Annotated in this window: 22 protein-coding genes and 1 pseudogene; 7 read left to right on the top strand and 16 right to left on the bottom strand. The window is 73.6% G+C overall.

Annotated elements, in window-relative coordinates:
- Positions 1 to 15: 15 nt before the first annotated feature.
- From ACGF5O_RS35765 to ACGF5O_RS35755, 3 genes are read left to right on the top strand one after another with little or no spacing between them, the layout of a single operon-like run.
- A complete protein-coding gene (locus ACGF5O_RS35765; protein WP_393814061.1) occupies positions 16 to 1,962 on the top strand; it encodes an ABC transporter permease in 1,947 nt (648 codons plus the stop codon).
- Positions 1,959 to 2,807 carry an ABC transporter ATP-binding protein gene (locus ACGF5O_RS35760; protein ID WP_393814060.1) on the top strand — a complete coding sequence of 283 codons (849 nt, stop codon included), beginning with the start codon at positions 1,959 to 1,961 and terminating at the stop codon, positions 2,805 to 2,807. Before ACGF5O_RS35765 ends, ACGF5O_RS35760 begins: the two co-directional genes overlap by 4 nt.
- Positions 2,804 to 3,529: an ABC transporter ATP-binding protein gene (locus tag ACGF5O_RS35755; RefSeq protein ID WP_393814059.1), complete on the top strand. Its 726-nt coding sequence runs from the start codon at positions 2,804 to 2,806 to the stop codon at positions 3,527 to 3,529. The genes ACGF5O_RS35760 and ACGF5O_RS35755 overlap by 4 nt, the downstream gene beginning before the upstream one ends.
- 70 nt (positions 3,530 to 3,599) lie before the next feature.
- Here the strand turns inward: ACGF5O_RS35755 and ACGF5O_RS35750 are convergent, their stop codons facing one another.
- The 3 genes and pseudogenes from ACGF5O_RS35750 to ACGF5O_RS35740 all read right to left on the bottom strand — a co-directional run bounded on the left by ACGF5O_RS35750 (position 3,600) and on the right by ACGF5O_RS35740 (position 5,560).
- Complete coding sequence (locus ACGF5O_RS35750) at positions 3,600 to 3,941, bottom strand: enoyl-CoA hydratase-related protein (RefSeq protein WP_393814181.1); 342 nt, start codon at positions 3,939 to 3,941, stop codon at positions 3,600 to 3,602.
- A gap of 264 nt (positions 3,942 to 4,205) precedes the next feature.
- Positions 4,206 to 4,274: pseudogene (locus ACGF5O_RS35745) on the bottom strand (hypothetical protein); the annotation flags it as partial.
- Between the two features lie 113 nt (positions 4,275 to 4,387).
- Positions 4,388 to 5,560 (bottom strand): thiolase family protein, encoded by a 1,173-nt coding sequence (locus ACGF5O_RS35740; RefSeq protein ID WP_393814058.1) that lies wholly within the window; start codon positions 5,558 to 5,560, stop codon positions 4,388 to 4,390.
- Between the two features lie 98 nt (positions 5,561 to 5,658).
- On the opposite strand from ACGF5O_RS35740, the gene ACGF5O_RS35735 reads away from it, so the two are divergent.
- The 3 genes from ACGF5O_RS35735 to ACGF5O_RS35725 all read left to right on the top strand — a co-directional run bounded on the left by ACGF5O_RS35735 (position 5,659) and on the right by ACGF5O_RS35725 (position 8,391).
- On the top strand, positions 5,659 to 6,783 hold the full coding sequence (locus ACGF5O_RS35735) for an acyl-CoA dehydrogenase family protein (protein WP_393814057.1): 1,125 nt from the start codon (positions 5,659 to 5,661) through the stop codon (positions 6,781 to 6,783).
- Positions 6,784 to 6,806: 23 nt separating this feature from the next.
- A complete protein-coding gene (locus tag ACGF5O_RS35730; protein ID WP_393814056.1) occupies positions 6,807 to 7,571 on the top strand; it encodes an SDR family NAD(P)-dependent oxidoreductase in 765 nt (254 codons plus the stop codon).
- Between the two features lie 61 nt (positions 7,572 to 7,632).
- The gene (locus tag ACGF5O_RS35725; protein WP_393814055.1) at positions 7,633 to 8,391 is read left to right on the top strand and encodes an SDR family NAD(P)-dependent oxidoreductase; all 759 of its coding nucleotides are present in this window, start codon (positions 7,633 to 7,635) and stop codon (positions 8,389 to 8,391) included.
- Between the two features lie 53 nt (positions 8,392 to 8,444).
- Here the strand turns inward: ACGF5O_RS35725 and ACGF5O_RS35720 are convergent, their stop codons facing one another.
- From ACGF5O_RS35720 to mftA, 9 genes are all read right to left on the bottom strand, one after another.
- Complete coding sequence (locus ACGF5O_RS35720) at positions 8,445 to 9,182, bottom strand: hypothetical protein (RefSeq protein WP_393814054.1); 738 nt, start codon at positions 9,180 to 9,182, stop codon at positions 8,445 to 8,447.
- A 56-nt stretch (positions 9,183 to 9,238) separates the two neighbouring features.
- A complete protein-coding gene (locus ACGF5O_RS35715) occupies positions 9,239 to 9,805 on the bottom strand; it encodes a flavin reductase family protein (protein ID WP_393814053.1) in 567 nt (188 codons plus the stop codon).
- Entirely contained in the window at positions 9,802 to 10,983 is a 1,182-nt protein-coding gene (locus ACGF5O_RS35710; RefSeq protein WP_393814052.1) for a hydroxylase, read from the bottom strand. Before ACGF5O_RS35710 ends, ACGF5O_RS35715 begins: the two co-directional genes overlap by 4 nt.
- A gap of 125 nt (positions 10,984 to 11,108) precedes the next feature.
- On the bottom strand, positions 11,109 to 12,494 hold the full coding sequence (gene mftF / locus ACGF5O_RS35705; protein WP_393814051.1) for a mycofactocin biosynthesis glycosyltransferase MftF: 1,386 nt from the start codon (positions 12,492 to 12,494) through the stop codon (positions 11,109 to 11,111).
- Positions 12,495 to 12,525: 31 nt separating this feature from the next.
- The gene (gene mftE, locus ACGF5O_RS35700; RefSeq protein ID WP_393814050.1) at positions 12,526 to 13,479 is read right to left on the bottom strand and encodes a mycofactocin biosynthesis peptidyl-dipeptidase MftE; all 954 of its coding nucleotides are present in this window, start codon (positions 13,477 to 13,479) and stop codon (positions 12,526 to 12,528) included.
- Positions 13,476 to 14,774, bottom strand: coding sequence for a pre-mycofactocin synthase MftD (mftD, locus tag ACGF5O_RS35695; RefSeq protein WP_393814049.1), 1,299 nt, complete (start codon positions 14,772 to 14,774; stop codon positions 13,476 to 13,478). Before mftD ends, mftE begins: the two co-directional genes overlap by 4 nt.
- Entirely contained in the window at positions 14,767 to 16,020 is a 1,254-nt protein-coding gene (gene mftC / locus ACGF5O_RS35690) for a mycofactocin radical SAM maturase (protein ID WP_393814048.1), read from the bottom strand. Before mftC ends, mftD begins: the two co-directional genes overlap by 8 nt.
- Positions 16,017 to 16,292: a mycofactocin biosynthesis chaperone MftB gene (gene mftB, locus ACGF5O_RS35685; protein WP_393814047.1), complete on the bottom strand. Its 276-nt coding sequence runs from the start codon at positions 16,290 to 16,292 to the stop codon at positions 16,017 to 16,019. Before mftB ends, mftC begins: the two co-directional genes overlap by 4 nt.
- A 10-nt stretch (positions 16,293 to 16,302) precedes the next feature.
- Positions 16,303 to 16,440: a mycofactocin precursor MftA gene (mftA, locus tag ACGF5O_RS35680; protein WP_393814046.1), complete on the bottom strand. Its 138-nt coding sequence runs from the start codon at positions 16,438 to 16,440 to the stop codon at positions 16,303 to 16,305.
- Between the two features lie 54 nt (positions 16,441 to 16,494).
- Between mftA and mftG the strand changes: the two genes are divergently transcribed.
- Positions 16,495 to 18,171: a mycofactocin system GMC family oxidoreductase MftG gene (mftG, locus tag ACGF5O_RS35675; RefSeq protein ID WP_393814045.1), complete on the top strand. Its 1,677-nt coding sequence runs from the start codon at positions 16,495 to 16,497 to the stop codon at positions 18,169 to 18,171.
- Positions 18,172 to 18,235: 64 nt separating this feature from the next.
- On the opposite strand, the gene mftR is transcribed toward mftG, so the two are convergent.
- The 4 genes from mftR to ACGF5O_RS35655 all read right to left on the bottom strand — a co-directional run bounded on the left by mftR (position 18,236) and on the right by ACGF5O_RS35655 (position 21,547).
- Positions 18,236 to 18,865 (bottom strand): mycofactocin system transcriptional regulator, encoded by a 630-nt coding sequence (mftR, locus tag ACGF5O_RS35670; RefSeq protein ID WP_393814044.1) that lies wholly within the window; start codon positions 18,863 to 18,865, stop codon positions 18,236 to 18,238.
- Positions 18,866 to 19,205: 340 nt separating this feature from the next.
- Complete coding sequence (locus ACGF5O_RS35665; RefSeq protein ID WP_393814043.1) at positions 19,206 to 20,033, bottom strand: SDR family oxidoreductase; 828 nt, start codon at positions 20,031 to 20,033, stop codon at positions 19,206 to 19,208.
- Between the two features lie 140 nt (positions 20,034 to 20,173).
- The gene (locus ACGF5O_RS35660) at positions 20,174 to 20,644 is read right to left on the bottom strand and encodes a VOC family protein (protein WP_393814042.1); all 471 of its coding nucleotides are present in this window, start codon (positions 20,642 to 20,644) and stop codon (positions 20,174 to 20,176) included.
- A 177-nt stretch (positions 20,645 to 20,821) separates the two neighbouring features.
- Positions 20,822 to 21,547: a response regulator transcription factor gene (locus ACGF5O_RS35655; protein WP_393814041.1), complete on the bottom strand. Its 726-nt coding sequence runs from the start codon at positions 21,545 to 21,547 to the stop codon at positions 20,822 to 20,824.
- Positions 21,548 to 21,573 lie beyond the last annotated feature (26 nt).

The following is a 21,573-nucleotide window of genomic DNA, read 5'->3' as shown; positions in this document are numbered from 1 at the left end:
TCCAGGAGGCCGTCGTTGCTCTCCTACGTTGTCGCCGGCCTCGCCCTGGGGGCCGTCTACGCCATCGCCGCGGCCTCACTGGTCGTCACCCATGTCTCGTCGGGCGTGTTCAACTTCGCGTTCGGGGCCATGGCGTTCACCGTGGCGCGCTTCTACTACTTCCTGTACGTCGGGCAGGGCTGGCCGCTGCCGCTCGCCGCCGTCGTCGCGATCGGCCTGTTCGGCCCCCTGCTGGGAGTGCTCCTGTACCTGGTGCTCTTCCGTCACCTGCGGCTGCGCTCACCGCTGGTGAAGATCGTCGCCACGATCGGTCTGTCGGTCGCGCTTCCGCCGCTGGTCGACCTCGTGCTCGGGCGCCTCGTGAACGCCACCGCGCCGGGTCTGGCGCCCCAACCCGTCGCGGTCTACCGGCCGTTCGGCGCGGTGGTCGACATGAACCAGCTGATCACCTACGCGGGGCTCGCCGTGGTCCTGGTCGCCGGTACCGTGCTGCTGCGCTTCACCGACCTCGGCCTGAAGGTCCGCGCCCTGGTCGACTCCGAGGCGCTCACCGCCATGTCGGGGGTCAGTCCGACGCGGGTGTCGCTCGGGGTGTGGGCGGTCAGTTCGCTGCTGGCGGGGCTGGCCGGGGTCCTCGTCGCGCCCACCGCCGGACTGTCCGTGGACGGGATGACGTTCCTGATGGCGGCCGCCTTCGCGGCCGTGGTGGCGGCCCGGCTGCGCAGTCTGCCGACGGCCGTCGCAGCCGCCCTGGCCATGGGCGTGGTCACCAGCGTGATCCAGCGCTACCTCGATCCGCAGAGCGCGCTGTCGGCGCAGATCGTGCCGAGCGTCCCCTTCCTCTTCATGCTCGTCTTCCTGCTGGCCCACGCGGTGCGCGGCCGGGCGGGCGACGCGTCCGCGGGCGGTGTGCTGGACCGCGCCGTCCGCGCCGAGGGGACGGGCGCGCCCGCGGTCACGACGCCCTCGGGGTTCCTGGCCCCGCTGGCGACGCTCGCCGTCGTCGGGTGTCTGCCGCTGGTCCTCGACGACTTCTGGACCGGGCTGACGGCCACCGGCATCGCGCTGGCCACGGCGCTGCTGTCCGGCACGCTCGTCACCGGTGAGGGCGGCATGATCTGGCTGTGCCAGATCACCTTCGCGGGGTTCGGCGCGCTGTTCGCCGCCGACCTGACCACGGACTCCGGGTGGCCGCCGCTCGCGGCGGTGCTGGTGAGCGCGGTGTGCGTGGTCCCGGTGGGTGTGGTGCTGGGGCTGCTGACGATCCGGCTGGGCAACCTGTACGTCGCACTGGTGACCCTGACCTTCGGACTGCTCGCCCAGAACCTGGTCTTCCTGCGCGACCGCTTCTACCGGTCCGGCCAGGGCATCTTCATGCCCCGCCCCGCCTGGGCACTGGACAACCGGACCTTCGCGCTGCTCGCCCTGGCGGTCTTCGCCGTACTGGGCCTGTTCGTCGTCAACCTGCGGCGTTCGACCGCGGGGCTCGCCGTGACGGCGGTCCGCTGGAGCGAGGCCGGGTCCCGCACGCTCGGACTCGGCGTGGTGCCGGTCAAGGTGCTGGTCTCCGCCGTGGCCACCTTCGTCGCGGCGGTCGGCGGCGGTCTCCTGGCGCTCGCCTACCAGTCGGCGCTGCCCGACTCGTTCAACCCGTTCACCGGCCTGGTCTGGCTGGCCGTCCTGGTCACCGTGGGGGCGCGGCCCGTCGTGGGGGCGCTCGTCGCCGGAGTGGCGTTCGCGGTGCTGCCCAGCGTGTTCCAGACGTATCTGCCGACCCGCTGGGCCGAGGTCCCGGTCGTCCTGTTCGGGTTCGGCGCGGTCATGCTCGCCCGCAACCCCGAGGGGATCACCGCGATGCACGCGCGGCAACTGCGCGAGCTGGGCCGCTGGCGGCAGACACGGCGAGCCCGCGCCGGGGAGCCCTCGGCGCCCGGGGCGGAACCCGAGGGAGAACTCGTATGAGCCGGGCACCGGGTACGGCACCACCGCGCATCGAGGCGCGCGGGGTCACCGTCCGTTTCGGCGGGCTGCTCGCCCTGAGCAAGGTCGACCTGGCGGTGCCGCCCGCCTCGGTGGTCGGCCTGGTGGGCCCCAACGGCGCGGGCAAGAGCACCCTGTTCGCCGTACTGTCCGGGCTGCTCGCGCCGAGCGAGGGCGCGGTCCTGATGGACGGCCGGGACGTCACCCGGGTCAGTGCGCAGGCGCGGGCCCGGCGGGGGCTGGCGCGTACCTTCCAGCATCCGGAGCTGTTCCCGGGGCTGACCGTCCGGGAACACGTGGTGCTCGCGTACCGGTTGCGGCACACCCGGCACCGGATCTGGACCGACCTGGTCACCGGGGGCGGCTTCCGGCGGGCGCCGGCCGACGAGGACCGCAGGACCGATGTGCTGCTCGCGGCGCTGGGGCTGACCGGGCTGGCGCACCGGCCGGTCGGCGGGCTGCCGCTGGGCACCAGCCGGCTGCTGGAGATCGCCCGGGCGCTCGCCGTCGACCCCGGCGTGCTGCTCCTCGACGAGCCGTCGTCCGGGCTCGACGCGCGCGAGACCGAGGAGCTGGCGGCGACGCTCACCCGGGTCGTGGCCGACCACGGGGTGTCGCTGCTGCTGGTCGAGCACGACGTCGAGCTCGTGCTGGGGATGAGCGACGTGGTCCACGTCCTCGACTTCGGCGTCGAGATCTGCGCGGGCTCCCCCGCCGAGGTGCGCCGCGACCCCGCCGTACGCGCCGCGTACCTGGGCGCGGGGCAGGGTGGGGGCCAGGGTGAGGGCCAAGTCGCCGGGCAGGGTGAGGAAAGGACTTCCGCATGAACGCCACCGGCTCGCCGCTGCTCGCCGTCCGGGATCTGACCGTCAACTACGGGGCCTCCCAGGCGCTGCGGGACGTGTCGTTCCAGGTGCGGCCGAACAGCGCGCTCGCGGTGCTGGGACCGAACGGGGCCGGCAAGAGCACGCTGGCCAGGGCCCTGTCGGGGCTCGTCCCGGCCGCCACCGGAGCCTTCGCGCTGGACGGCAGGGACCTCACCGGGCAGCCCCCCGACGCGATCCGCCGCGCCGGACTGGTCCATCTCCCCGAGGGACGTGGGGTGTTCCCCGCCCTGACGGTGCTGGAGAACCTCCGGATGGCCACCGCCTGCGACCGGCGCGGCAGGGCGGCGGCCCTGGAGCGGGCCTTCGGGATCTTTCCGGTGCTGCGGGAGCGGCGGCGGCAGGCCGCGGGCACGCTGTCGGGCGGCGAGCAGCAGATGCTGTCCCTGGCGCGGGCCCTGACGGCCGACCCTCGGCTGGTGATCGCCGACGAGCTGTCGCTGGGGCTCGCGCCGAAGATGGTCGACGTGGTCTTCGAGAGCCTGCGGCGGGCCCGGTCCGCCGGCGTGGCCGTCGTCATGATCGAGCAGTTCGCGAGCCGGGCGCTGGACTTCGCGGATCACTGCGTTGTGCTGCGGCGGGGGCGGGTCGCCTGGGCGGGGGACGCGGGGTTGGCGGGGCCGGAGTTACTGCGGCGGTACCTGGGGGAGGCTACGGCGGCTTGAACGCTCCGGCGCTGTATTGATGTGCGGCTCCGCTGCGGGACCGCCCATGCGCCCGCGGTCGTCTGCGGCGTCATCGTGGCTGGTCGCGCAGTTCCCCGCGCCCCTTTGGGGCGCTGCCGAACCGGCATGCCACCTCAGCCACGTCGGTCGCGCGTGCCTCCAGGGCGCGGGCGCGGGCGAGGCTGGTGTCCTCGCCGTCCGCGAGGAGAGCGAGGGGCTCCGCCACGGACCCGGGGTGGGCGGCGCGGATCAGGGCCGCGATCTCGCGTGCCAGGTCGAGCGGGCAGTCGTGCGGTACGACTTCGGTGACCAGGCCAGCCGCCGGGGGCCGTCGGGCGTCGATCGGCTCGCCCGTCAGCATCATCCGGTGCGCGAGCCGGGCGCCGACCGCGCGTGGCAGCAGCGCGCTCATCCTCAGCCCGCCGCCAGTCCGATCGCGGCATGGGTGTCGGCGAACCGCGCCCGGTCGGAGGCGACGAGGAACGAGCACGCCAGCTCCAGCTCCAGCTCCAACGCCCCGGTGTATCAGCGGCCGTTGACTACTCCGAGCGCCGGGGTGCGGGACGCCCGGTCCACCTCGGCGGGGGTGCGGGCGCGCACCACGCGGGGAGCCGGTGCCGTTGCCCAGCGCATCCTTGAAGCCGATGCCGGCGGCGAACGCGGGGTCGGTGCCGGTGAGCACGACCAGCCGGGTCTCCGCGTCGGCGTCGGCCGCCCGGACCGCCTCGACCAGCCCGCGACGCATGGCGATGGTCGTGGCGTTGCGTGCCTGCGGCCGGTCGAGCGTCAGCCACAGCACACCGTCCGCCCAGCGGCAGTCCAGTCCAGTCCTTCGGCCCCGACCTGGACCACCGTCGGTCACACCGTCAGGACCAGCGCGGATCCCATGCCGCCGCCCGCGCACATGGCGGCGACCGCGGTCCCGCCGCCCCGGCGGCGCAGTTCGTGCGCGAGGGTCACGACCATACGGGTGCCGGTGGTGGCGATCGGGTGCCCGAGGCTGCAGCCGCTGCCGAACGGGTTGACCCGCTCCGGGTCGAGGCCCAACGCGCGGGTGGTCGCCACGGCCACGGCCGCGAAGGCCTCGTTGACCTCGAACAGGTCGACGTCGCCGATGCCGAGCCCGGCCCGGTCGAGGGCCTTGCGGATGGCAGCGACCGGCGCGAGCCCCGTCTCGACGGGGTCCACTCCCACGCTCGCCCAGGACCGTACGGTCGCGATCGGGTTGAGCCCGTGCGCGGCGGCCAGGTCCGAGCCGGCGACGAGGACCGCGGCGGCGCCGTCGTTGACTCCGCTGGAGTTGCCGGCCGTGATGGAGAACCCCTCGATCTCGGGGTGCAGCACCTTCAGCGCGGCGAGCTTCTCGGCGCTGGTGTCGCGGCGCGGGTGCTCGTCGGTGTCGAAGACGAAGGTGGTCCCGTCCCGGCCGGTGACCGGCACGGGCACGATCTCGTCGGTGAACCGGCCCTCGTCGATGGCGCGTACGGCCCGCGCGTGGGAGCGCAGCGCCCAGGCGTCCATCTCCTCGCGGGTGAGCCCGGCCAGCCGGGCGGTGTTCCAGCCGACGAGGAACCCCATGTCGTCGTTGGGCGCCTCGGGCGTCGGCACATGGGTCGGTGCCATCCAGGGGTCCTGCCAGTCGTCGGTGCCCGGGATCCGCCGCCGGGCCAGCGGGGCGGTCGACGAGGAGTGCGTGCCGCCCGCGATCACGGCCCGGTCCATGCCGGCCCGCACCCCGGCGGCGGCGGTGGCCACGCTGGCCAGTCCGGAGGCGCAGTGCCGGTTGTGGGCCAGGCCGGGGACATGGGTCAGGCCCGCCCGGAGTGCCGCGTGGCGGGCGATGTCACCGCCACCGGCCAGGGATTCGCCGAGGACGACGTCGTCGATCGCCTCGGGTGGCAGTCCGCTGCGCCGGGCGGCCTCCCGGACTACGACGGCGGCGAGCTCGAAGGCGTCGGTGTCCCGCAGACTCCCCCGGCGGGCGGTTCCGATGGCGGTGCGGCACGCGGAGAGAAGAACGGCATCAACCATGCAATTCAGAATACTCAACTAAGCGAATGATCAACAGGTTGCCCGCAATCTGCCCCGAGGATCTCGACCGGGCAGGCAAAAGAGGATACCTTGCTCGGGTGAACTTCGAGCTCAGCGAAGAGCAGGAGCTGCTCCGCGAGGCGTCCCGGGACCTGCTGTCGGAGCGGGCTCCGATCGGGCACGTACGGGCCTGGGCGGACCGCGCGGAGGACGTCGATCCCGATGTATGGCGGCTGACGGCCGGCCTCGGCTGGCCCGGTCTCGGCCTGCCCGAGGAGTACGGCGGCGCCGGCCAGGGTCTGGTCGAACTCGCCCTCGTCGCCGAGGAGATGGGGCGCGCGCTCGGCCGGGGCCCGGTCACGCCCACCGCCGTCGCCGGGCGGGCGCTCGCCGCCACGGGGTCGGCCGCGCTGCGCGCCGAGGTGCTGCCCGCGCTCGCCGCGGGCTCGGACTGGGCCACCTGGGCCTTCGCCGAACCGCACGCCCCGTGGTCCCTGGACGGCACACGGGCCACGGCCGAGTCCGCCGGTGACACGTTCGTCCTGGACGGGGTGAAGACGGCGGTGCAGGACGCGGGCGGCGCCCGCTGGTTGCTCGTCACCGCACGCCAGGACGGAATCCCGGCATCGTTCCTCGTCGACCGTACGGCCCCCGGTGTGACCGTCCGGCGGCAGCGGGTCCTGGACCTGACCCGCTCGTTCCACGAGGTCCGGTTCGAGGGCGTGCGCGTGCCGGCGGACGGACGGCTCGATGCCGGGCCCGGCGAGATCCAGCGGCTGCTGGACGAGGCGTCGGTGCTGCGCTGCGCCGACGCGCTCGGGGTGATGGAGCGCATGCTGGAGCTCACCGTCGGACACACCACGTCCCGCGTCCAGTTCGGCCGGCCCATCGGCACCTTCCAGGCCGTCAAGCACGCCTGCGCCAACATGGCGCTGCGCGTGCACGGCGCCCGCGCCGCCACCGCCTACGCGGCGATGGCCGCCGACGCGGGCGCCGCGGACGCCGGCCGGGCCGCCTGCGCCGCCGCCGCGTACGTCGCGGTCGCGGCGGGCGAGGTCGCGGGCCAGGCCCTCCAGCTGCACGGCGGCATCGGCTTCACCTGGGAGCACGAGCTCCACCTCCACCTGCGCCGGGCCAGGGCCGACAGCCTGCTGTACGGCGATGCAGCCGTCCACCGCGACCGGCTGTGCACCCTGCTGCGTGCTTCTCCCGCATCCGTGTGAGCGGACGATCCGAAAGGTTCCCCATGGAGATCAAGGGAAAGAAGGCGGTGGTGTTCGGCGGCGCCTCCGGCATGGGCCGGGCCACCGCCGAACTCCTCGCGGCCCGCGGCGCCGACGTCGCCGTACTGGACCGTCCGGCGTCGGCCGGCGGTGAGGTCGCCGCCGCGCTCGGCGGCAGCTTCCACCCCGTCGACGTGACCGATTTCGCGGCGGCCGAGAGCGCCCTGGAGGCGGCCGTACAGGCGCTGGGCGGACTGCATGTGTCGGTCACGACGGCGGGCGGCGGCAGTGTGCGGCGCACCCTCGGCAAGGACGGTCCGCACGATCTGGAGACCTTTCGCCGGGTGCTCGACCTGAACACCGTCGCCACCTTCAACATCAGCCGGCTGGCCGCCGCGCACATGAGCCGCAACGAGCCCGAGGAACCCGACGGCGAACGCGGGGTCATCGTCAACACCTCCTCGATCGCCGCCTTCGAGGGGCAGGTCGGGCAGGTCGCCTACTCCGCCGCCAAGGCCGCCATCGCCGGCATGAGCCTGACCATGGCCCGGGATCTCGGCTCCCTCGGCATCCGGGTCGTCGCCATCGCGCCGAGCCTGTTCGAGACCGGTGCCACCGAGAAGATCCCCGCCGAGACGCGGGCCGCCCTGGTGAAGGACGCCGCGTTCCCCCGGCGCCTCGGCCGGCCCGACGAGTACGCGAAACTCGCGCTGGCGGTCGTGGACAACCCGATGCTGAACGGCCAGTGCCTGCGTCTCGACGCCGGCCAGCGGTTCGGACCGAAGTGACCGAAGTGACCGAAGAGACCGACGTGTTCGACGTGACCGACGTGATCGGAGTGAGGTTCTGATGGCGGACGACACACCGCACCAGGGCAGGGTCGCCCTGATCACCGGCGGCGGCCGGGGCTTCGGCAAGGCGTTCGGCGAGGCGCTGTCGGCGCTCGGGGCGCACGTCGTGCTCGCCGACATCGACGGCGACGCCGCGGCCGAGGCGGCCCGGGAGCTGACCGCACGGGGCCGGGGCGCGACCGGGGTCGCCTGCGACGTCGCCGACGAGGACGGCGTCGGCGCCGTGGTGGACGCCATCGCCGCACGCCACGGCGGACTCGACATCCTGGTCAACAACGCCGGTCTGCACGCCGCCTACAACAAGCCGTTCACCGAACTGGGCCTGGCCAGGGTCCGGCGTGTCGTCGACGTCAACATCATGGGCACCGTCATCTGCACGATGGCCGCCCGCGACGCCATGAAGGGCCGTACCGGCGCCTGCGTCGTCAACATCTCCTCGTCGGCGGCCTACGCGAACCGCAGCATCTACGGCGTCTCCAAGCTCGCCGTCCGCGGCCTGACGGTGTCCTTCGCGCGGGAGTTCGCCGCCGACGGCATCCGGGTCAACGCCATCGCGCCAGGTCTGATCCTCACCGACGCGGTGCGGGCCCAGCTCTCCCCCGCCGAGGCGGAACGTGTCCTCGGGGAGCAGATCCTGCCGCGGGAGGGCCGGGAGGAGGACATCGTGGAGGCGCTGCTCTACCTGGTCTCCTCGAAGGCGTCCTTCGTGACCGGTGAGACCCTGCGGGTGACGGGCGGGTTCGCGCTCTCCGTCTGACGACACGCCTGTGGCCGTGACCCTCACCGGGGGTCACGGCCACAGGCGTGTGCTCAGACGGCCACCGGCTGGGCCGCCGCCTGGCCGGCCGTTTCCTGCTCCTCCGACTTGATCGCCTTGAGCAGTACGTAAGGAGTGGCGATCTTCCAGACGAAGTACGTCAGCGAGGGGATCACGTTCGCGAGGACGCCGTTCCAGGCGAACGGCCCGCTGTGGACGACGAAGACGAAGGCTCCGGGGATGAGGAGCACGCCCAGCGCGATGCTCAGCCAGCCGTACCACTTGGGGAAGACCTGCTTGTCCCGGTGGTCGATGAACGCGGTGTAGCCGATCGACCAGACCTGGAGGACGAAGATGCACGCGTTGCCCACCAGCATGAGGTTGAAGGTGTCGGTCAGCGCGGCCAGCACGTCGGGCGAGTGGATCTCCGGCCGGTACGCGGCGGCGGAGAGGATGGCGAGGGGGAAGAAGAAGCCCAGCGGGGCGACCACACCGGTGGTCAGCTGGATCATGGACAGCAGACCCCAGCCGCCCTCGACGCGCTTCATCTGAAGGCTCGTCACGACGACGTACGGGTACTCGAAGGGCACGGCCAGCACCATGATCACGGTGCACCACAGGATCCCGGTGCGGTGGTCGTGCAGGAACGTGACGAGGTCCGCGGGGCTCATCTGCGGGTCCACCGGGGTGAGGAGGTGGCCCGCGCCGAAGGCGGCGATGAAGCCGACCAGCAGGACGACTCCGCACCAGGCCGAGATGCGTTCCAGTCTCAGATAGAGGTCTCTTCTCAACTGCGGCTCCCTTGTGGGCCGGCCGGCGTCCGCCGGCCGGCTGCTCCGACCGGTGCCTACCGACCGATCTCGTCCCAGCCGACGAGCCTGTCCAGCAGCAGCGCCGCGCTGGAGAGGTAGTCGCCGTATCCGCCGCGGAAGAACAGCAGCGGGGTCTTCAACGACTCGACGCACAGGTCGTGGACCCGGCCCACGACCAGCAGGTGGTCGCCGATCTCTACGACCTGTTCCACCGCGCAGTCCACCCAGGCGACGACCCCGTCCAGGACGGGACTGCCCAGCGGCGAGGGCCCCCAGGCCATGTCGGTGAACCGCTCGCCCGCCGGGCCGGCCGCCATCCGCCGGGAGAGCCGCTCCTGGTCGCCCGCGAGCGCGTTGGCGCAGAAGCGGCCGGCGGCCCTGATCGTCCCCAGGGTGGTGGAGGAGCGGTCGGCCAGGAAGGACACCAGCGGCGGGTCCAGGGAGACCGAGGTGAAGGTGCCGACGATCATCCCGTGCGGGCGCGATCCGGCGTCCGTGGTGGTGATCGCGACCACGCTGGTCGGGAAGTTGCCGAGCACGTCACGGAAGCGGCGGCCCTCGATCACATCCACCTCCCGGGCACGGACCGCGCCGTCCCTCATATCAGGACCCGCATCGCCTCGGGCAGTTCGAGCCCCATCTGCGCCAGGGCGTTGGCGTGGTACGCCGTGCCGGGCACGTGGATCATGTGCTGGAGTCCGACGTGCGCGTCCCGCCAGTACCGCTGGATCGGGTTGCCGCGCCGGATGGCGTTGCCGCCGGACCGCGCGAAGATCTCGTCCAGCGCGGAGACCGCCCGCCAGGCACAACGCACCTGGTTGCGCCGCACGTTCGCCCGGTCCTCGATGGTGATCGGCCGGCCCGCCTCGGCCTTGTCGTACAACCGGCTGATGCCGTCGATGAGCTGTACCCGTGAGGCGGCGATCTCGGCGGCGGCCTCCCCGGCCGCGTAGAGCACGTACGGGTCGTCGCGGACCTGGACGCCGGTCACCGCGACCCGGTCCTTCTGCTGGCCTAGGTGGACGGCGAGCGCGCCCTCGCAGATGCCGATGACGGCCGCGGTGATCCCGAGCGGGAACATCGAGGCGAACGGCAGCCGGTAGAGCGTGTCGGTGAGCCCGATCGCCTCGGCTGCCGCCCCGTCCTGGACGGCCTCCTGCCGCACGGTGCGGTATTCGGGGATGAACGCCTTGTCGACGACGACGTCCTTGCTGCCGGTGCCGGACAGGCCGACGACGTCCCAGGTGCCGTCGATGATCTCGTAGTCCGAGCGGGGCAGCACCACGTGCATCACGGTGATCGGCCCCGCGGGCCTGCCCTTGCCGTCGCCGAGGAGCGCCCCGAGGAAGTCCCAGCGGCAGTGGTCGCTGCCGGAGGAGAACGGCCAGCGGCCGCTGAGGACATAGCCGCCCTCGACCGGTTCGGCGATGCCGTTGGGCATGTACGGGGAGGCGATCCAGGTGTCCGGGTCGGCGTCCCACACCTCGTGGGCGAGCCGCGGGTCCATCTGGGCCAGCTCCCACGGGTGGACCCCGACGACACCGCACACCCAGCCGGCGGCTCCGTCGTGCCGCGCGACCGCCATCACCGCCTCCGCGAAGTCCCGCGGATGCGCGCCGAAACCGCCGTACTCCTTGGGCTGCAGCAGCCGTATGACCCCGGCGGAACGCAGCAGTTCGACGGTACGGTCGCTCAACTTGCCCAGTGACTCGTTCTCGTCGGCGAGTGCGGCCAGTTCCGGACCCGACTCCTCGACACGGCCGACCACTTCATGCGTCACTCCGCCCACCTCCTGGTGACTGGTCCATCGCCCGCGCGGCGTGGCGCCGGCGGCGGGATGTCTCAGTGTCGGGGCAGGGTGCGGGCGGCGGCCGGGCGCTTTCCGCTGACCGGGACTGGGCCGTCTCAGCGGGTGACGCGGGGCCGCAGCGCGGCGCCTGACCCGGCCCGCAGGGCTGCGAACCAGACGCCGGCCCCGTAGGCGAGGTCGTCGAGACGGCGGGCGACGCCGTAGCGGAGCGGGTCGAGAGTGGCTTGATCCCGACGGTATTCGAGGGCGATGTCGGCCAGCGCGGCGACGGCGGTGGTCCGGCGCACCCGGCCGGAGAGCACGCAGCCGACGGCCGTCAGCGGCCACCAGTGGCGGGTCAGCAGCGCACCGGTCTGCGCGAGGGTGGCGAGGGTCCCGTTGCCGGTGAGCCGCACGGCCAGCCGGTAGGGGTGCTCGGTGCCGTCGAGCTTGCGGGCGATGCGCACGGTGACGATGCCGAGGACGGCCGCGGCGGCCGGTGCCGACCAGCGCCGCCCGGCGAGCAGCGCGGCGGCGAACGCCGTGCTCCACGGGGCGAACACGACGGGGGCGACGGACTCGGGGTGCCGTTCGGCGAGGGGCTGCGCCCCGGTGCCGTAGAAGGCCTTGCGCCGCAGCCAGTCCCCCAGCCGCGCCCGGTGCTCGTGGGCGGCCCGGACGGCGGGTTCGTACCGCACCCGGCGGCCGGCCGCCACCAGCCGCCAGCACAGGTCGACGTCCTCCCCGACCCGCATGCCGGCGTCGAAGCCCTCGCCCAGCGCGTCGACGCGGGCCACCACGCAGGCGGAGGAGGCCCAGGAGACGGGCGTGCCGGGCCGTACCGGGGCCGGGTGCGCGCCGAGGTCGAGCGAGGACCGGGAGTTCTCGTACCGTTCGATCCAGGTCGTGGCCGGGGCGGGCAGGCCGGTGATGCGGGGTACGGCCATCGCGACCTGCGGGTCCGCGAAGTGCCGGAGCAGGGTCGGGACCGTGTCGGGGTCGAGCACGATGTCGGAGTCGGCGAAGACCACGTACGGGGTGCTGACCAGGCGCAGTCCGGCGTTGCGCGCCCCTGCGGGGCCGACGTTGACGGCCAGGGCGACCAGTCGGGCGCCGTGCCGGGCCGCCACGGCGGCCACGGCGGACGGCTGCCGGGAGGCGTCGTCGACCACGATCACCGGGCGGCCCGGGCCGATGCTCCGCAGCAGGCGGTCCAGTTGGCGCGGGCGGTCGCGGACCGGCACGACCACCGTGTACCGGGGGTCCGCAGGCGCCGGCAGCGAGCCGACGACGGGATGCGCCATGCCGGTCGCCAGCAACCGGTCCGCGAGCAGCGCCCCCGCCGCGTCCCGTACGACCAGCACCCGCCCGGTGAACAGCCGCCGCGCCTTCGGGGTCAGCTTGAGCAGCCGGGTCGGGAATCCGCCGAGCAGCGCCCGGCCGCCGTCGACCACCCGCGTGTGCCGGTCGAACTCGACGACGAAGCCGAGGGGAAGGGTCATCGGCGGGCACCTTTCGCAGCGGTGGGGGACGTCAGCGGCCGGTGAGCCGGCCCCGGGCGTCGGGGGTCCAGGCGGTGATGCGGCGGACCGTGCCGGAGACCAGCGCGGCCATGGCACGGCCACCCTCCTCGGCCGTGGCGCCGGCCGGGTCGCCGAGGACGCCGGATGCCGACACCGCGCGGACGCCTCGGGCCATCAGTTCCGGGAGGAGGACGGGCAGGGGGCGGGTGTCGCCCGCGACGGCGGCGTCGAGGTGGACGCGTCCGGGTTCCAGGTGCAGCAGCAGGGAGGTCTCCGTGCGGCCGGCGTGCGCGTCGCCGCCGGGCACCTCGCAGGCGGTCCAGGCGGCGTCGTGGCCCTCGGAGCGGAGCAGGGCGAGGGCCCCGTCGAGCGTGGCCGTGTTGCCGCCGTGACCGTTGACGAACACGATCCGGCCCGCCCACAGGGCGAGCGAGCGGGTCAGTTCCACGACGACCGCGCGCAGCGCCTCGTGCCCGATCGAGACGGTCCCGGGAAAGCCGGCGTGCTCGCCGCTCGCGCCGAAGGCCACGGCCGGTGCCACCAGCGGCGGACCGTACGGCCCGGTCGCGAGGGCATCGGCCGCCCGCCGGGCGACGGCACGCGCGACGACGGTGTCGGTGTCCAGCGGCAGATGCGGACCGTGCTGCTCGGTGGACCCGACCGGCACCAGGACGAGCCCCCCGGAGGGCACAGCCGGCCAGACGGCGTCGGCCAGGACGGGTGACGGGGCGTCGGCCGGGACTGGCGACGGGGCGTCGGCCCGGATCGGTGACGGGGCGTCGGCACGAACCGACGACAGGGCGTCGGCCGGGACCGGCGACAGGGCGTCGGCACGAACCGACGACAGGGCGTCGGCCGGGACCGGCGACAGGGCGTCGGCACGAACCGGCGACAGAGTCTGGTCCGGGGCCGGCGGCACTGCGTCGGCCAGTTCGGTCGCAACGGCATCCCCGGTCACGGTCACGCGGCCGTGGACCCGGCGTCGGCTGTCGCAGGCCCGGATTCGGCGGCTGCGGGCCCCGAGTCGGCAACCGCAGAACCGGAGTCGGCATCGGCCGCCGTGAGCGTCGACGCCATGTCCGTGTCGCCGCCCAGCGTCAGCCGGAAGCCGGGCGGTATCGCCAGGTCGTCGGGGGTCAGTTCGCGCACGGTGGCATGGCCGAGGCCGAGGACGGCCGAGTCCAGGCCGCCGCGCATGATGTCCAGGACGTTCTCGACTCCGGCCTGGCCGTTCGCGGCGAGGCCCCAGAGATAGGCGCGGCCGATCAGGACGGCGCGGGCGCCGAGGGCGAGTGCCTTGGCCACGTCGCCGCCCCGGCGGACGCCGCCGTCGAGCAGGACCTCGATCTGGTCGCCGACGGCCTCCGCGATGGCCGGCAGCAGCCGGATGGTGGCCGGGGTGGTGTCGAGGTTGTTGCCGCCGTGGTTGGACACGGACAGCGCCGAGACACCGGCGTCGACCGCCCGCCTGGCGTCGTCCACGCGGGAGACGCCCTTGAGGAGGAAGAGGCCGCCCCACTCCTCACGCAGCCACGCGACGTCCTCCCAGGTGGGCGGTGGGGTCCGCATCCACTCGCCGTAGGCGCCGAAGAAGGTGGGGGCCTCGCCGCCGGGGGCGGTCAGGTTGGGGACGGTGAGGTCGGGGACGCGGCCCGATCTTGCGTAGCGCCACAGCCATCCGGGCCGGGGCAGGACCTCGGGGGCGAACCGCAGCATGGTCCTGAGGTCGAGCTTGTCCGGGATGGCGGGGCTGCCCCAGTCGCGGCCGTGGGAGAACGACCAGTCGAGGGTGACGATGAGCGCCCTGGCGCCGGCGGCCCTGGCCCGGTCCATGCGCTGCGCCATGGTGTCGCGGCTGCCGCTCCAGTACAGCTGGAAGAAGAAGTCGGGCTGGGCGGCGGCCACTTCCTCCACGGGCTTGCTCGCGAACGAGCTGAGCCCCATGATCACGCCCCGGTTCGCGGCGGCCCGGGCCACGGCCACCTCCCCGTCCGGGTCGACGGCCTGCACCCCGGTCGGCGAGATGAGCACGGGCAGCGCGGTGGGCACGCCGAGGACCGTCGTGGACAGGTCGCGCTGGGCATGGTGGCCCACCACGCGCGGCGCGAAGCCCAGTTCGGCGAAGGCCTCCGTGTTGGCGTCGATCGTGCGGCCACGCTCCGAGCCCGCGACGAGCGCGCCGTAGACGGAGCCGGGCAGCCGCCGTTTCGCCCGGCGCCTGGCTTCGGCGACCGACTCGAACCAGGGGTTCCTAGGCATGTGTCCCGCCCTTTCCGGTGGGTGTCGGGTCCAGCCCGGCCAGCGGACTCTCGGCGCACTCGCTCACCGGAGGGCGGCGGCGGGTGAGCACCAGGTCCACGGGTCCCCGCGAGTGGTCGCCGGACGGCTTGGGCAGCCGGGCCGTGTCACGCCGGGCGAGCCGCTCCGCGCCGTACCCCTGCACGCACTCGGGGTCGGGTCCGTCCAGGGGCAGGCCGGTGAAGAACTTGGCCGCCATGCAGCCGCCCTTGCAGCTGTCGTAGAACGCGCAGGAGGCGCAGGCGCCGCCGTGCTGCGGGGTGCGCAGCCGCCGGAACAGCTCCGAGTCGCGCCACACCCCCGAAAACCCGCCGGGCCCGCGGACGTTGCCGGCCAGGAACTCGTCGTGGATGGCGAACGGGCAGGCGTAGACGTCGCCGACCGGGTCGATCAGGCAGACGACGCGGCCGGCCCCGCACAGGTTGAGGCCGGGCAGCGCCTGGCCGTAGGCGGAGAGGTGGAAGAAGGAGTCGCCGGTCAGCACGTGCTCGCCGTGTGCCAGCAGCCAGTCGTACAGCTCGCGTTGCTGTGCGGCCGTCGGGTGCAGGTCGTCCCAGACGTCGGCGCCTCGCCCGGAGGGGCGCAGCCGGGTCAGGCGCAGTTGGGCGCCGTAGCGGTCGGCGAGCGCCTTGAAGGCGTCCAGCTGCGGGATGTTGTGCCGGGTGCAGACCACGGAGATCTTGAAGTTCTTCATGCCGGCGGCGGCGAGGCGCTCCAGTGCCCGGACGGCCGTGGCGTACGAACCGGGGCCGCGTACCGCGTCGTTGACGTCGGCGGTCGCGCCGTCGAGTGAGATCTGGACGTCCACGTAGTCGTTGCGGGCGAGGCGCCCTGCGGCCTCGGGGGTGATCCTGACGCCGTTGGTGGAGAACTTCACGCCCACGTGATGGGCGGTGGCGTAGTCCAGGAGCTCCCAGAAGTCGGGGCGGACCGTGGGCTCGCCGCCGCCGATGTTGACGTAGAAGACCTGCATGGCCTCCAGTTCGTCGATGACGGCCTCGGCCTCGGCGGTGCTCAGTTCGCGCGGGTCGCGGCGGCCGGAGCTGGACAGGCAGTGGGTGCAGGCGAGGTTGCAGGCGTAGGTGAGTTCCCAGGTGAGGCAGATCGGCGCGTCGAGCCCGTACTCGAACAGGTCGACCAGCCGGGACGCGGAAGTGGGCGGGGACGTGGACAGGGACGTGGACAGGGACGTGGACGGGGTGGTCATGAGGTCCTCCCGACGACCATCGAGGACTGCGCGAGTACGGCCAGGGCCCGGCCGTAGCGGGGCAGTTCGACCTCCGCGAGACCCGCGGCCAGGCAGGCGGCACGGGCGGTGGGCGCGTCCGCGAGCGCCTGGACGACGGCCAGTAGCCGCCGGTCCTTGAGGAACGACAGCTTGCGGGTGCCGAAGTGGTACAGCAGCGCACCGAAGGGTTCCGGCCGCACCGAGACCTGCGGATGCAGGTCCCAGGCGCGGTCGAGGTCCATGGCGGTCATCCGGCGGCGCCTAGTAGACGCCGCACATGCCGTCGATGGAGACCTCCTCGATCAGTTCGTCGGCCTCGATCAGCGAGTCTTCGGCCGGGGTCCTCCCGTCCTGGATCTCGCTGTCCGGGACGGGCTGCGTGACTGGCGATTCGTTCATGCGACTCTCCCTGGGCATCGCTCCCATCGGACATCCGGAGAATAATGACACCGGGTGCCGAAAGTGAAGACGCCGGAGGCACAGAGCTTCGAAGCGGGCGACGAGGACGACAAGGACGCAGAGGACCATGACCCCACCGCACGGGTACTTGACGCCGCGTCACTCCTGGACGCGGGGCGGACTCCGGTGACGCGGCCGGACGTCATAGTGGTCGGGGCCGGTGGCAGCGGCGCCGTGCTCGCGGCGCGGCTCAGCGAGGATCCCGGCCGCAGGGTGCTGCTGCTGGAGGCCGGCCCGGTACCGTCCCGTCCGGCCGCGTTCGCACCGGAGTTGCTGGACGCCCGGCTCGTGCCCGGCGCACAGCCCGGACACCCCGCCGTCCAGCCGTACGCCGTTCACCTCACTCCCCGGCACCCGTACACGGTCGTGCGGGGACGCGTCCTCGGCGGCTCGACGACCGTCAACGGCGGGTACTTCGTCCGGGCCCGGCGGGAGGACTTCGACCGCTGGTCGGCCGCGGCCGGGCCGGCGTGGTCCTACGACCGGATGCTGCCGTTCCTCCGTGCGCTGGAGACCGACCTCGACGAGGGTGGCAGCGCACTGCACGGCGACCGGGGGCCGGTGCGCGTCCGGCGTACCGGGCTCGGTCATCCCGCCACCGCGGCGTTCCGGGCGGCGGCCCGACGGCTCGGCCTCCCGGCCGAGCCGGACAAGAACGCCCAGGACGCGCCGGGTTTCGGCCCGGTCCCCTGCAACGTCGTGGACGGGGTACGCCTCAACACGGGCATCGGCTACCTGTCGGCCGCGTCCGGACGCCCCAACCTCCGTGTGGAGGGGGACAGTACGGTCCTCAGGGTCGTCGTCGAGCGCGGTCGCGCGACCGGCGTGGTGGTCGAGCGGGACGGGCACCGCGGCACGGTGTACGGCGGTGAAGTGGTGCTCTGCGCCGGGGCGTTGCGCTCCCCGCACCTGCTGCACCTGTCGGGCATCGGACCGCGCCGCGTGCTGGTGTCGCTCGGCATTCCCGTCGTCAGGGACGCCCCGGCCGTCGGGGCGCGGTTCGGCGACCATCCGCAGGTGGTGCTGGAGTGGGCGCCCCGGCGGCCGTTGCCGGCACCCGTCGGCTCCTGGCTCGGCGGCGCGCTGCACCTCTCCTCGTCGGACGGGGCGCACCCTGGCGACCTGGAGATCCTGCAGTCCCTGGTCCCGGCGGCCGGCCTGACCGGCGGCCGGGCGTCCGTGCCCGGCGCCCCGCTCGCGTTCCTCGCCTCCGTCCAGACTCCGCGGCCGACGGGCCGGATGCGCACCCGTTCCGCCGACCCCGCGACGCCCCCGAGCTTCGACTACGGGTACCTGGCGACGGCGGCGGACCGGCGGCGGATGCGCGAAGTGGTCCGTGCCACGGCCGAGTTGGTGGCCACGACCGACTTCGCGGAGGTCTCCGCGGGGCTCGCGGAACCGGGCGCCGGAGTGCTGGGCGACGACCGCCTGCTCGACGAGTGGGTCCTCGGGCACCTGGGCACGTCCCACCACACCTGCGGCACGGTTCCGATGGGCCCCGCCGGGGATGCCCGAGCCGCCGTCGACGGCTTCGGCGCGGTGCACGGTGTGGCCGGCCTGCGCGTCGCGGACACGTCCATCCTGCCGACGCCGCCGCTCAGGGGCCCGGCGGCCACCGCCGTCCTCATCGGCGAGGTCGTCGCCGACGCGCTGCGGCGCGGCCTGACCTGACCTGACCCGACCTGACCAGCGTCCGGTGGGACTGCGGGGCCGCGGGGCCCTGGGCGGGCGGCGGCTACCCGTGCAGGTCCCGGTACCCGTCCGCGAGTTGCCGCACGGCCAGGTCCAGCAGTTCGCCCAGGTCGGCGTCCTCGTCGGCCAGCCACTGCTCGTACGCGGTGACGCACGCGGCCAGGGTGGTGCTGCCGACCAGTCGGGGCAGCAGGTCGGACGCGGGGCGGCCCAGCCGCCGGGCGGCGAACGCCGTGACGAGGGCCCGCCACGACGCGTACCGCACGGCCGAGTCCGCCTGGAGCGTCGGCACGCGCAGGATGAGGGTCATGCGCTGCCGGTGCCAGGGCACCATCTCCGGGTCGAACCGGTTGAACTCGACGACCGCCTCGCGCAGCGCGTCCATCATCGGCGTCTCGGGGTCGGCCGCCGCGAGCAGGGCGTCGAGCCTGGTCAGCTGTTCCTCGAAGTCGCCCCACACGAGGTCGTTCTTGGAGGCGAAGTAGCGGAAGAAGGTGCGCCGCCCGATGCCCGCGGCGGCGGCGATGCCGTCGACCGTGGTGTCGTCGAAGCCATGCTCGGCGAACAGTTCGAAACCCAGCCGTTCGAGCGCGGCCCGTGAGGTGGCGCGCGGCCGGCCCGACGGCCGGGCGGGTCCCGTGCAGACCGCCGTGTCACCCCGTGGCGGCTTCATCCGCGATCCCCTCCTTCGGCCCCGACCACCTGCCGACGGCGGGCGGCCGTACGGGCCCGTGCCGTCAGCCGACATCCTCGCACCGCTCGTGAGGCGCGGTCCGCCGGGTCCGCACATCGGCCGGACGGACGGGCGGACGGGCGGACGGGCGGACGGGCGGACGGGCGGACGACGGTCGGACGGACGACGGTCGGACGGACGACGGTTGGGCGGACGACGGTTGGGCGGACGACGGTTGGGCGGACGGACGACGGCCGGGTGCGCCGGCCCGACTCCGGCGCGCGTCGCGCGTCGCGCGTCGCGCGGGAAAGGGGTCTCCCGAACCGGTCCCGGGAGTGCGTCAGCGGTCGCGGACGGCCGCGTAGACACCGCCGTCGACGAGGATGTCGACACCGTTCAGGAAGCTCGCCCCGTCCGACAGCATGAAGGCGACGACGTCCGCGACCTCTTCCGAACTGCCGGTGCGGCCGAGCGGCGTCGCGTCGATGAGTTTCTGCATGGACGACTGCTTGGCCGCCTCCTGCCGGCCCTGCGGGGTGTCGATGATGCCCGGGGCGAGCGAGCACACGCGGGCGCCGACAGGGCCGAGCCGCACGGCCTCCTTGCGGGCGAACCGGGCGACGCCGTGCTTGGCCCACGGGTAGGCCAGGGTGGACTGTTCGAGGTCCGGTCCGACGGCCTCGCGGATCCGGTCGAGGAAGTCCTCGCGCAGCGGCTCGTCCAGGATCGCGCCGATGGCCGGGTCGGGGCTGTCGACGCGGGCGAGCAGGGGGGACATCGAGGAGAAGTAGACGTGCGCGGTGCCGTCGGTGGCGAGCGGGCGGAGCGCCTCGGCGAGCAGGGCGGTGCCAATGAGGTCGACCTCGAAGATGCGGCGCCAGTCGGCCATGGTGGGCGAGATGCCGGCCGCGTGGGCGACGGAGCGCAGCGTGCCGAGTTCCGCGACCCGTGCGGCGAGCCGGGCCAGGCCCTCGCGGTCGGTGACGTCGAGGCCGAACGCCTCGGCCCGGGTGCGCCCGGCCGGGTCGTCGAGGCTCTTCGCGACGGTGTCCGCGCCGTCCGCGTCCCGGTCGACGAGCAGCAGCACGTCCACCGTGCCGGCGAGCCGCCGCGCACAGGCCTCTCCCATGCCGCGTCCGGCTCCGGTGACTATTCCTACGGTCGTCATGTCTCGCTCCTTGGCGACGTCAATGAGATGGGTGAAAGGGATGAAAGGGGTCACAGGGGTGACAGGGGGTGGTGTCGGTGCCGTGGTGTCGGCGCCGTGGCGTGCTCGGCAGGGACGACCCGGCCCCGGCCGGCGTGCGTCTACCGGGCCCAGGCCCGTTCCATCGCCGGCTGGGCGGCCCTGCTCACCAGCTCGACCCGGAAGCCCGTCTCGCCGGCGCTGCGCAGGAACGCGAAGAACAGGGCGCCGTCGGGGCCCTTGCGGGTCGCCTCGGTCACGTAGCCGTGCCGTTCGAGTGCGGCGACGTCGGCCGCGACGTCGTCGGACCAGTAGCCGAGGTGGTGGATGCCGGAGCCGTCGGTCGGCTCCCAGAAGGTCCCGGGCACCTTCCGGACGATCTCCAGCCGGGTCCCGGCGCCGGACGACCGGGCGTAGGCGCACCGGAAGTCGACGGCACTTTCGCCGTCGGCCAGCCGGACGTCGACCGGCCCGCCCATGTCCTCGGACCAGTCGAACCCGAAGTGTTCCGAGAGCTGTTTCTTCGTGGCGTCGAAATCCTCGGCGACGATGCCGATGTGGAACTGGTCCGCGGGCCTGAGGTTGCCGGTCATGGTGTCTCCTGGTGCGTCGGGATCGGGCTCCGTACCCGCATGCAAACGGGACGGTCTGACACCTCCCGGACGACTTCCCGACAATTTCCGGACGTGACGGCCGTCACCCGCGCCACAACCAGTGCTCCAGACCGGTGTTCGAGACCGGTGCTCCAGACCGGTGCTCGGGGCCGCGGCTCAGTCGCGCGGGTGTCCCAGCCAGTAGCCGAAGCCGCGCCGGGTGTGGATCAGCGCGGGCTCGCCCCGGTCGACCTTGTGCCGCAGGCGGGAGACGAGCTTCTCGATGGCGTCGGTCGCCCGGAACTCGCCCCAGACGTACCTGCCGATCTGCTCCTTCGACAGCACGCGTCCGGCGTTGGCGAGCAGGTGGCGCAGCAGCCGGTACTCGGCGGGGCTCAGATCCAGCGGCCTGCTGCCGCGCCAGGCCTCGCAGACGGTGTCGTCGAGGACGAGGTCGCCGTAGCCGAGCTCCCCGGGGCGGCCCTCCCGCTGGGCGCCGCGCAGCAGGAGCTGGGCCCGGGCCAGGACCTCGGTGGTGCGGACGGGCTTGGTGACGTAGTCCTCCCGGCCGCGGCCCAGCACGGGCAGGAGGGTGTACAGGTACTCGCAGGTGATCAGGTAGAGCAGCGGCGGGCGGTCCTCGGGCCCGATGCGGCCGCCCCGGGCGACCTCTTTCAGGTCCGGCAGCGTGGCGTCCCAGACGACCAGGTCGAAACGGCGGCGCGTGATCCGCTCGACGCCCTCGGCGCCGGTGCCCGCCACACCCGCGACGCGGTAGCCGGCCAGCTCCAGCGTGGTGGTCAGCAGATCGGTCTCGGCGGAGTCATGGCCGACGATCAGGACGTCCCGTCCGCCGCCGCGCGACGGTGGCGGCGACGGCCGCTCCTCGAGGTTCGCTCGCACGACAGGTCCCTCTCATGGTGACGCGG

This window comes from Streptomyces sp. NPDC048291, assembly GCF_043201715.1.
Taxonomy (GTDB): domain Bacteria; phylum Actinomycetota; class Actinomycetes; order Streptomycetales; family Streptomycetaceae; genus Streptomyces.
The sequence above is the reverse complement of the archived record's forward strand: the minus strand, read 5'-3'. Positions and strand labels throughout refer to the sequence as shown.

What these genes read in the sequence shown, in the direction of transcription:
- mftD (WP_393814049.1), bottom strand. Translation starts at nt 14,774, where the DNA reads ATGCCTAGGAACCCCTGGTTCGAGTCGGTCGCCGAAGCCAGGCGCCGG.
- ACGF5O_RS35730 (WP_393814056.1), top strand. Translation starts at nt 6,807, where the DNA reads ATGGAGATCAAGGGAAAGAAGGCGGTGGTGTTCGGCGGCGCCTCCGGC.
- ACGF5O_RS35665 (WP_393814043.1), bottom strand. Translation starts at nt 20,033, where the DNA reads ATGACGACCGTAGGAATAGTCACCGGAGCCGGACGCGGCATGGGAGAG.
- mftR (WP_393814044.1), bottom strand. Translation starts at nt 18,865, where the DNA reads ATGAAGCCGCCACGGGGTGACACGGCGGTCTGCACGGGACCCGCCCGG.
- ACGF5O_RS35660 (WP_393814042.1), bottom strand. Translation starts at nt 20,644, where the DNA reads ATGACCGGCAACCTCAGGCCCGCGGACCAGTTCCACATCGGCATCGTC.
- ACGF5O_RS35740 (WP_393814058.1), bottom strand. Translation starts at nt 5,560, where the DNA reads ATGGTTGATGCCGTTCTTCTCTCCGCGTGCCGCACCGCCATCGGAACC.
- ACGF5O_RS35755 (WP_393814059.1), top strand. Translation starts at nt 2,804, where the DNA reads ATGAACGCCACCGGCTCGCCGCTGCTCGCCGTCCGGGATCTGACCGTC.
- ACGF5O_RS35750 (WP_393814181.1), bottom strand. Translation starts at nt 3,941, where the DNA reads ATGAGCGCGCTGCTGCCACGCGCGGTCGGCGCCCGGCTCGCGCACCGG.
- mftC (WP_393814048.1), bottom strand. Translation starts at nt 16,020, where the DNA reads ATGACCACCCCGTCCACGTCCCTGTCCACGTCCCTGTCCACGTCCCCG.
- ACGF5O_RS35725 (WP_393814055.1), top strand. Translation starts at nt 7,633, where the DNA reads ATGGCGGACGACACACCGCACCAGGGCAGGGTCGCCCTGATCACCGGC.
- mftF (WP_393814051.1), bottom strand. Translation starts at nt 12,494, where the DNA reads ATGACCCTTCCCCTCGGCTTCGTCGTCGAGTTCGACCGGCACACGCGG.
- mftA (WP_393814046.1), bottom strand. Translation starts at nt 16,440, where the DNA reads ATGAACGAATCGCCAGTCACGCAGCCCGTCCCGGACAGCGAGATCCAG.
- ACGF5O_RS35715 (WP_393814053.1), bottom strand. Translation starts at nt 9,805, where the DNA reads ATGAGGGACGGCGCGGTCCGTGCCCGGGAGGTGGATGTGATCGAGGGC.
- ACGF5O_RS35760 (WP_393814060.1), top strand. Translation starts at nt 1,959, where the DNA reads ATGAGCCGGGCACCGGGTACGGCACCACCGCGCATCGAGGCGCGCGGG.
- mftB (WP_393814047.1), bottom strand. Translation starts at nt 16,292, where the DNA reads ATGACCGCCATGGACCTCGACCGCGCCTGGGACCTGCATCCGCAGGTC.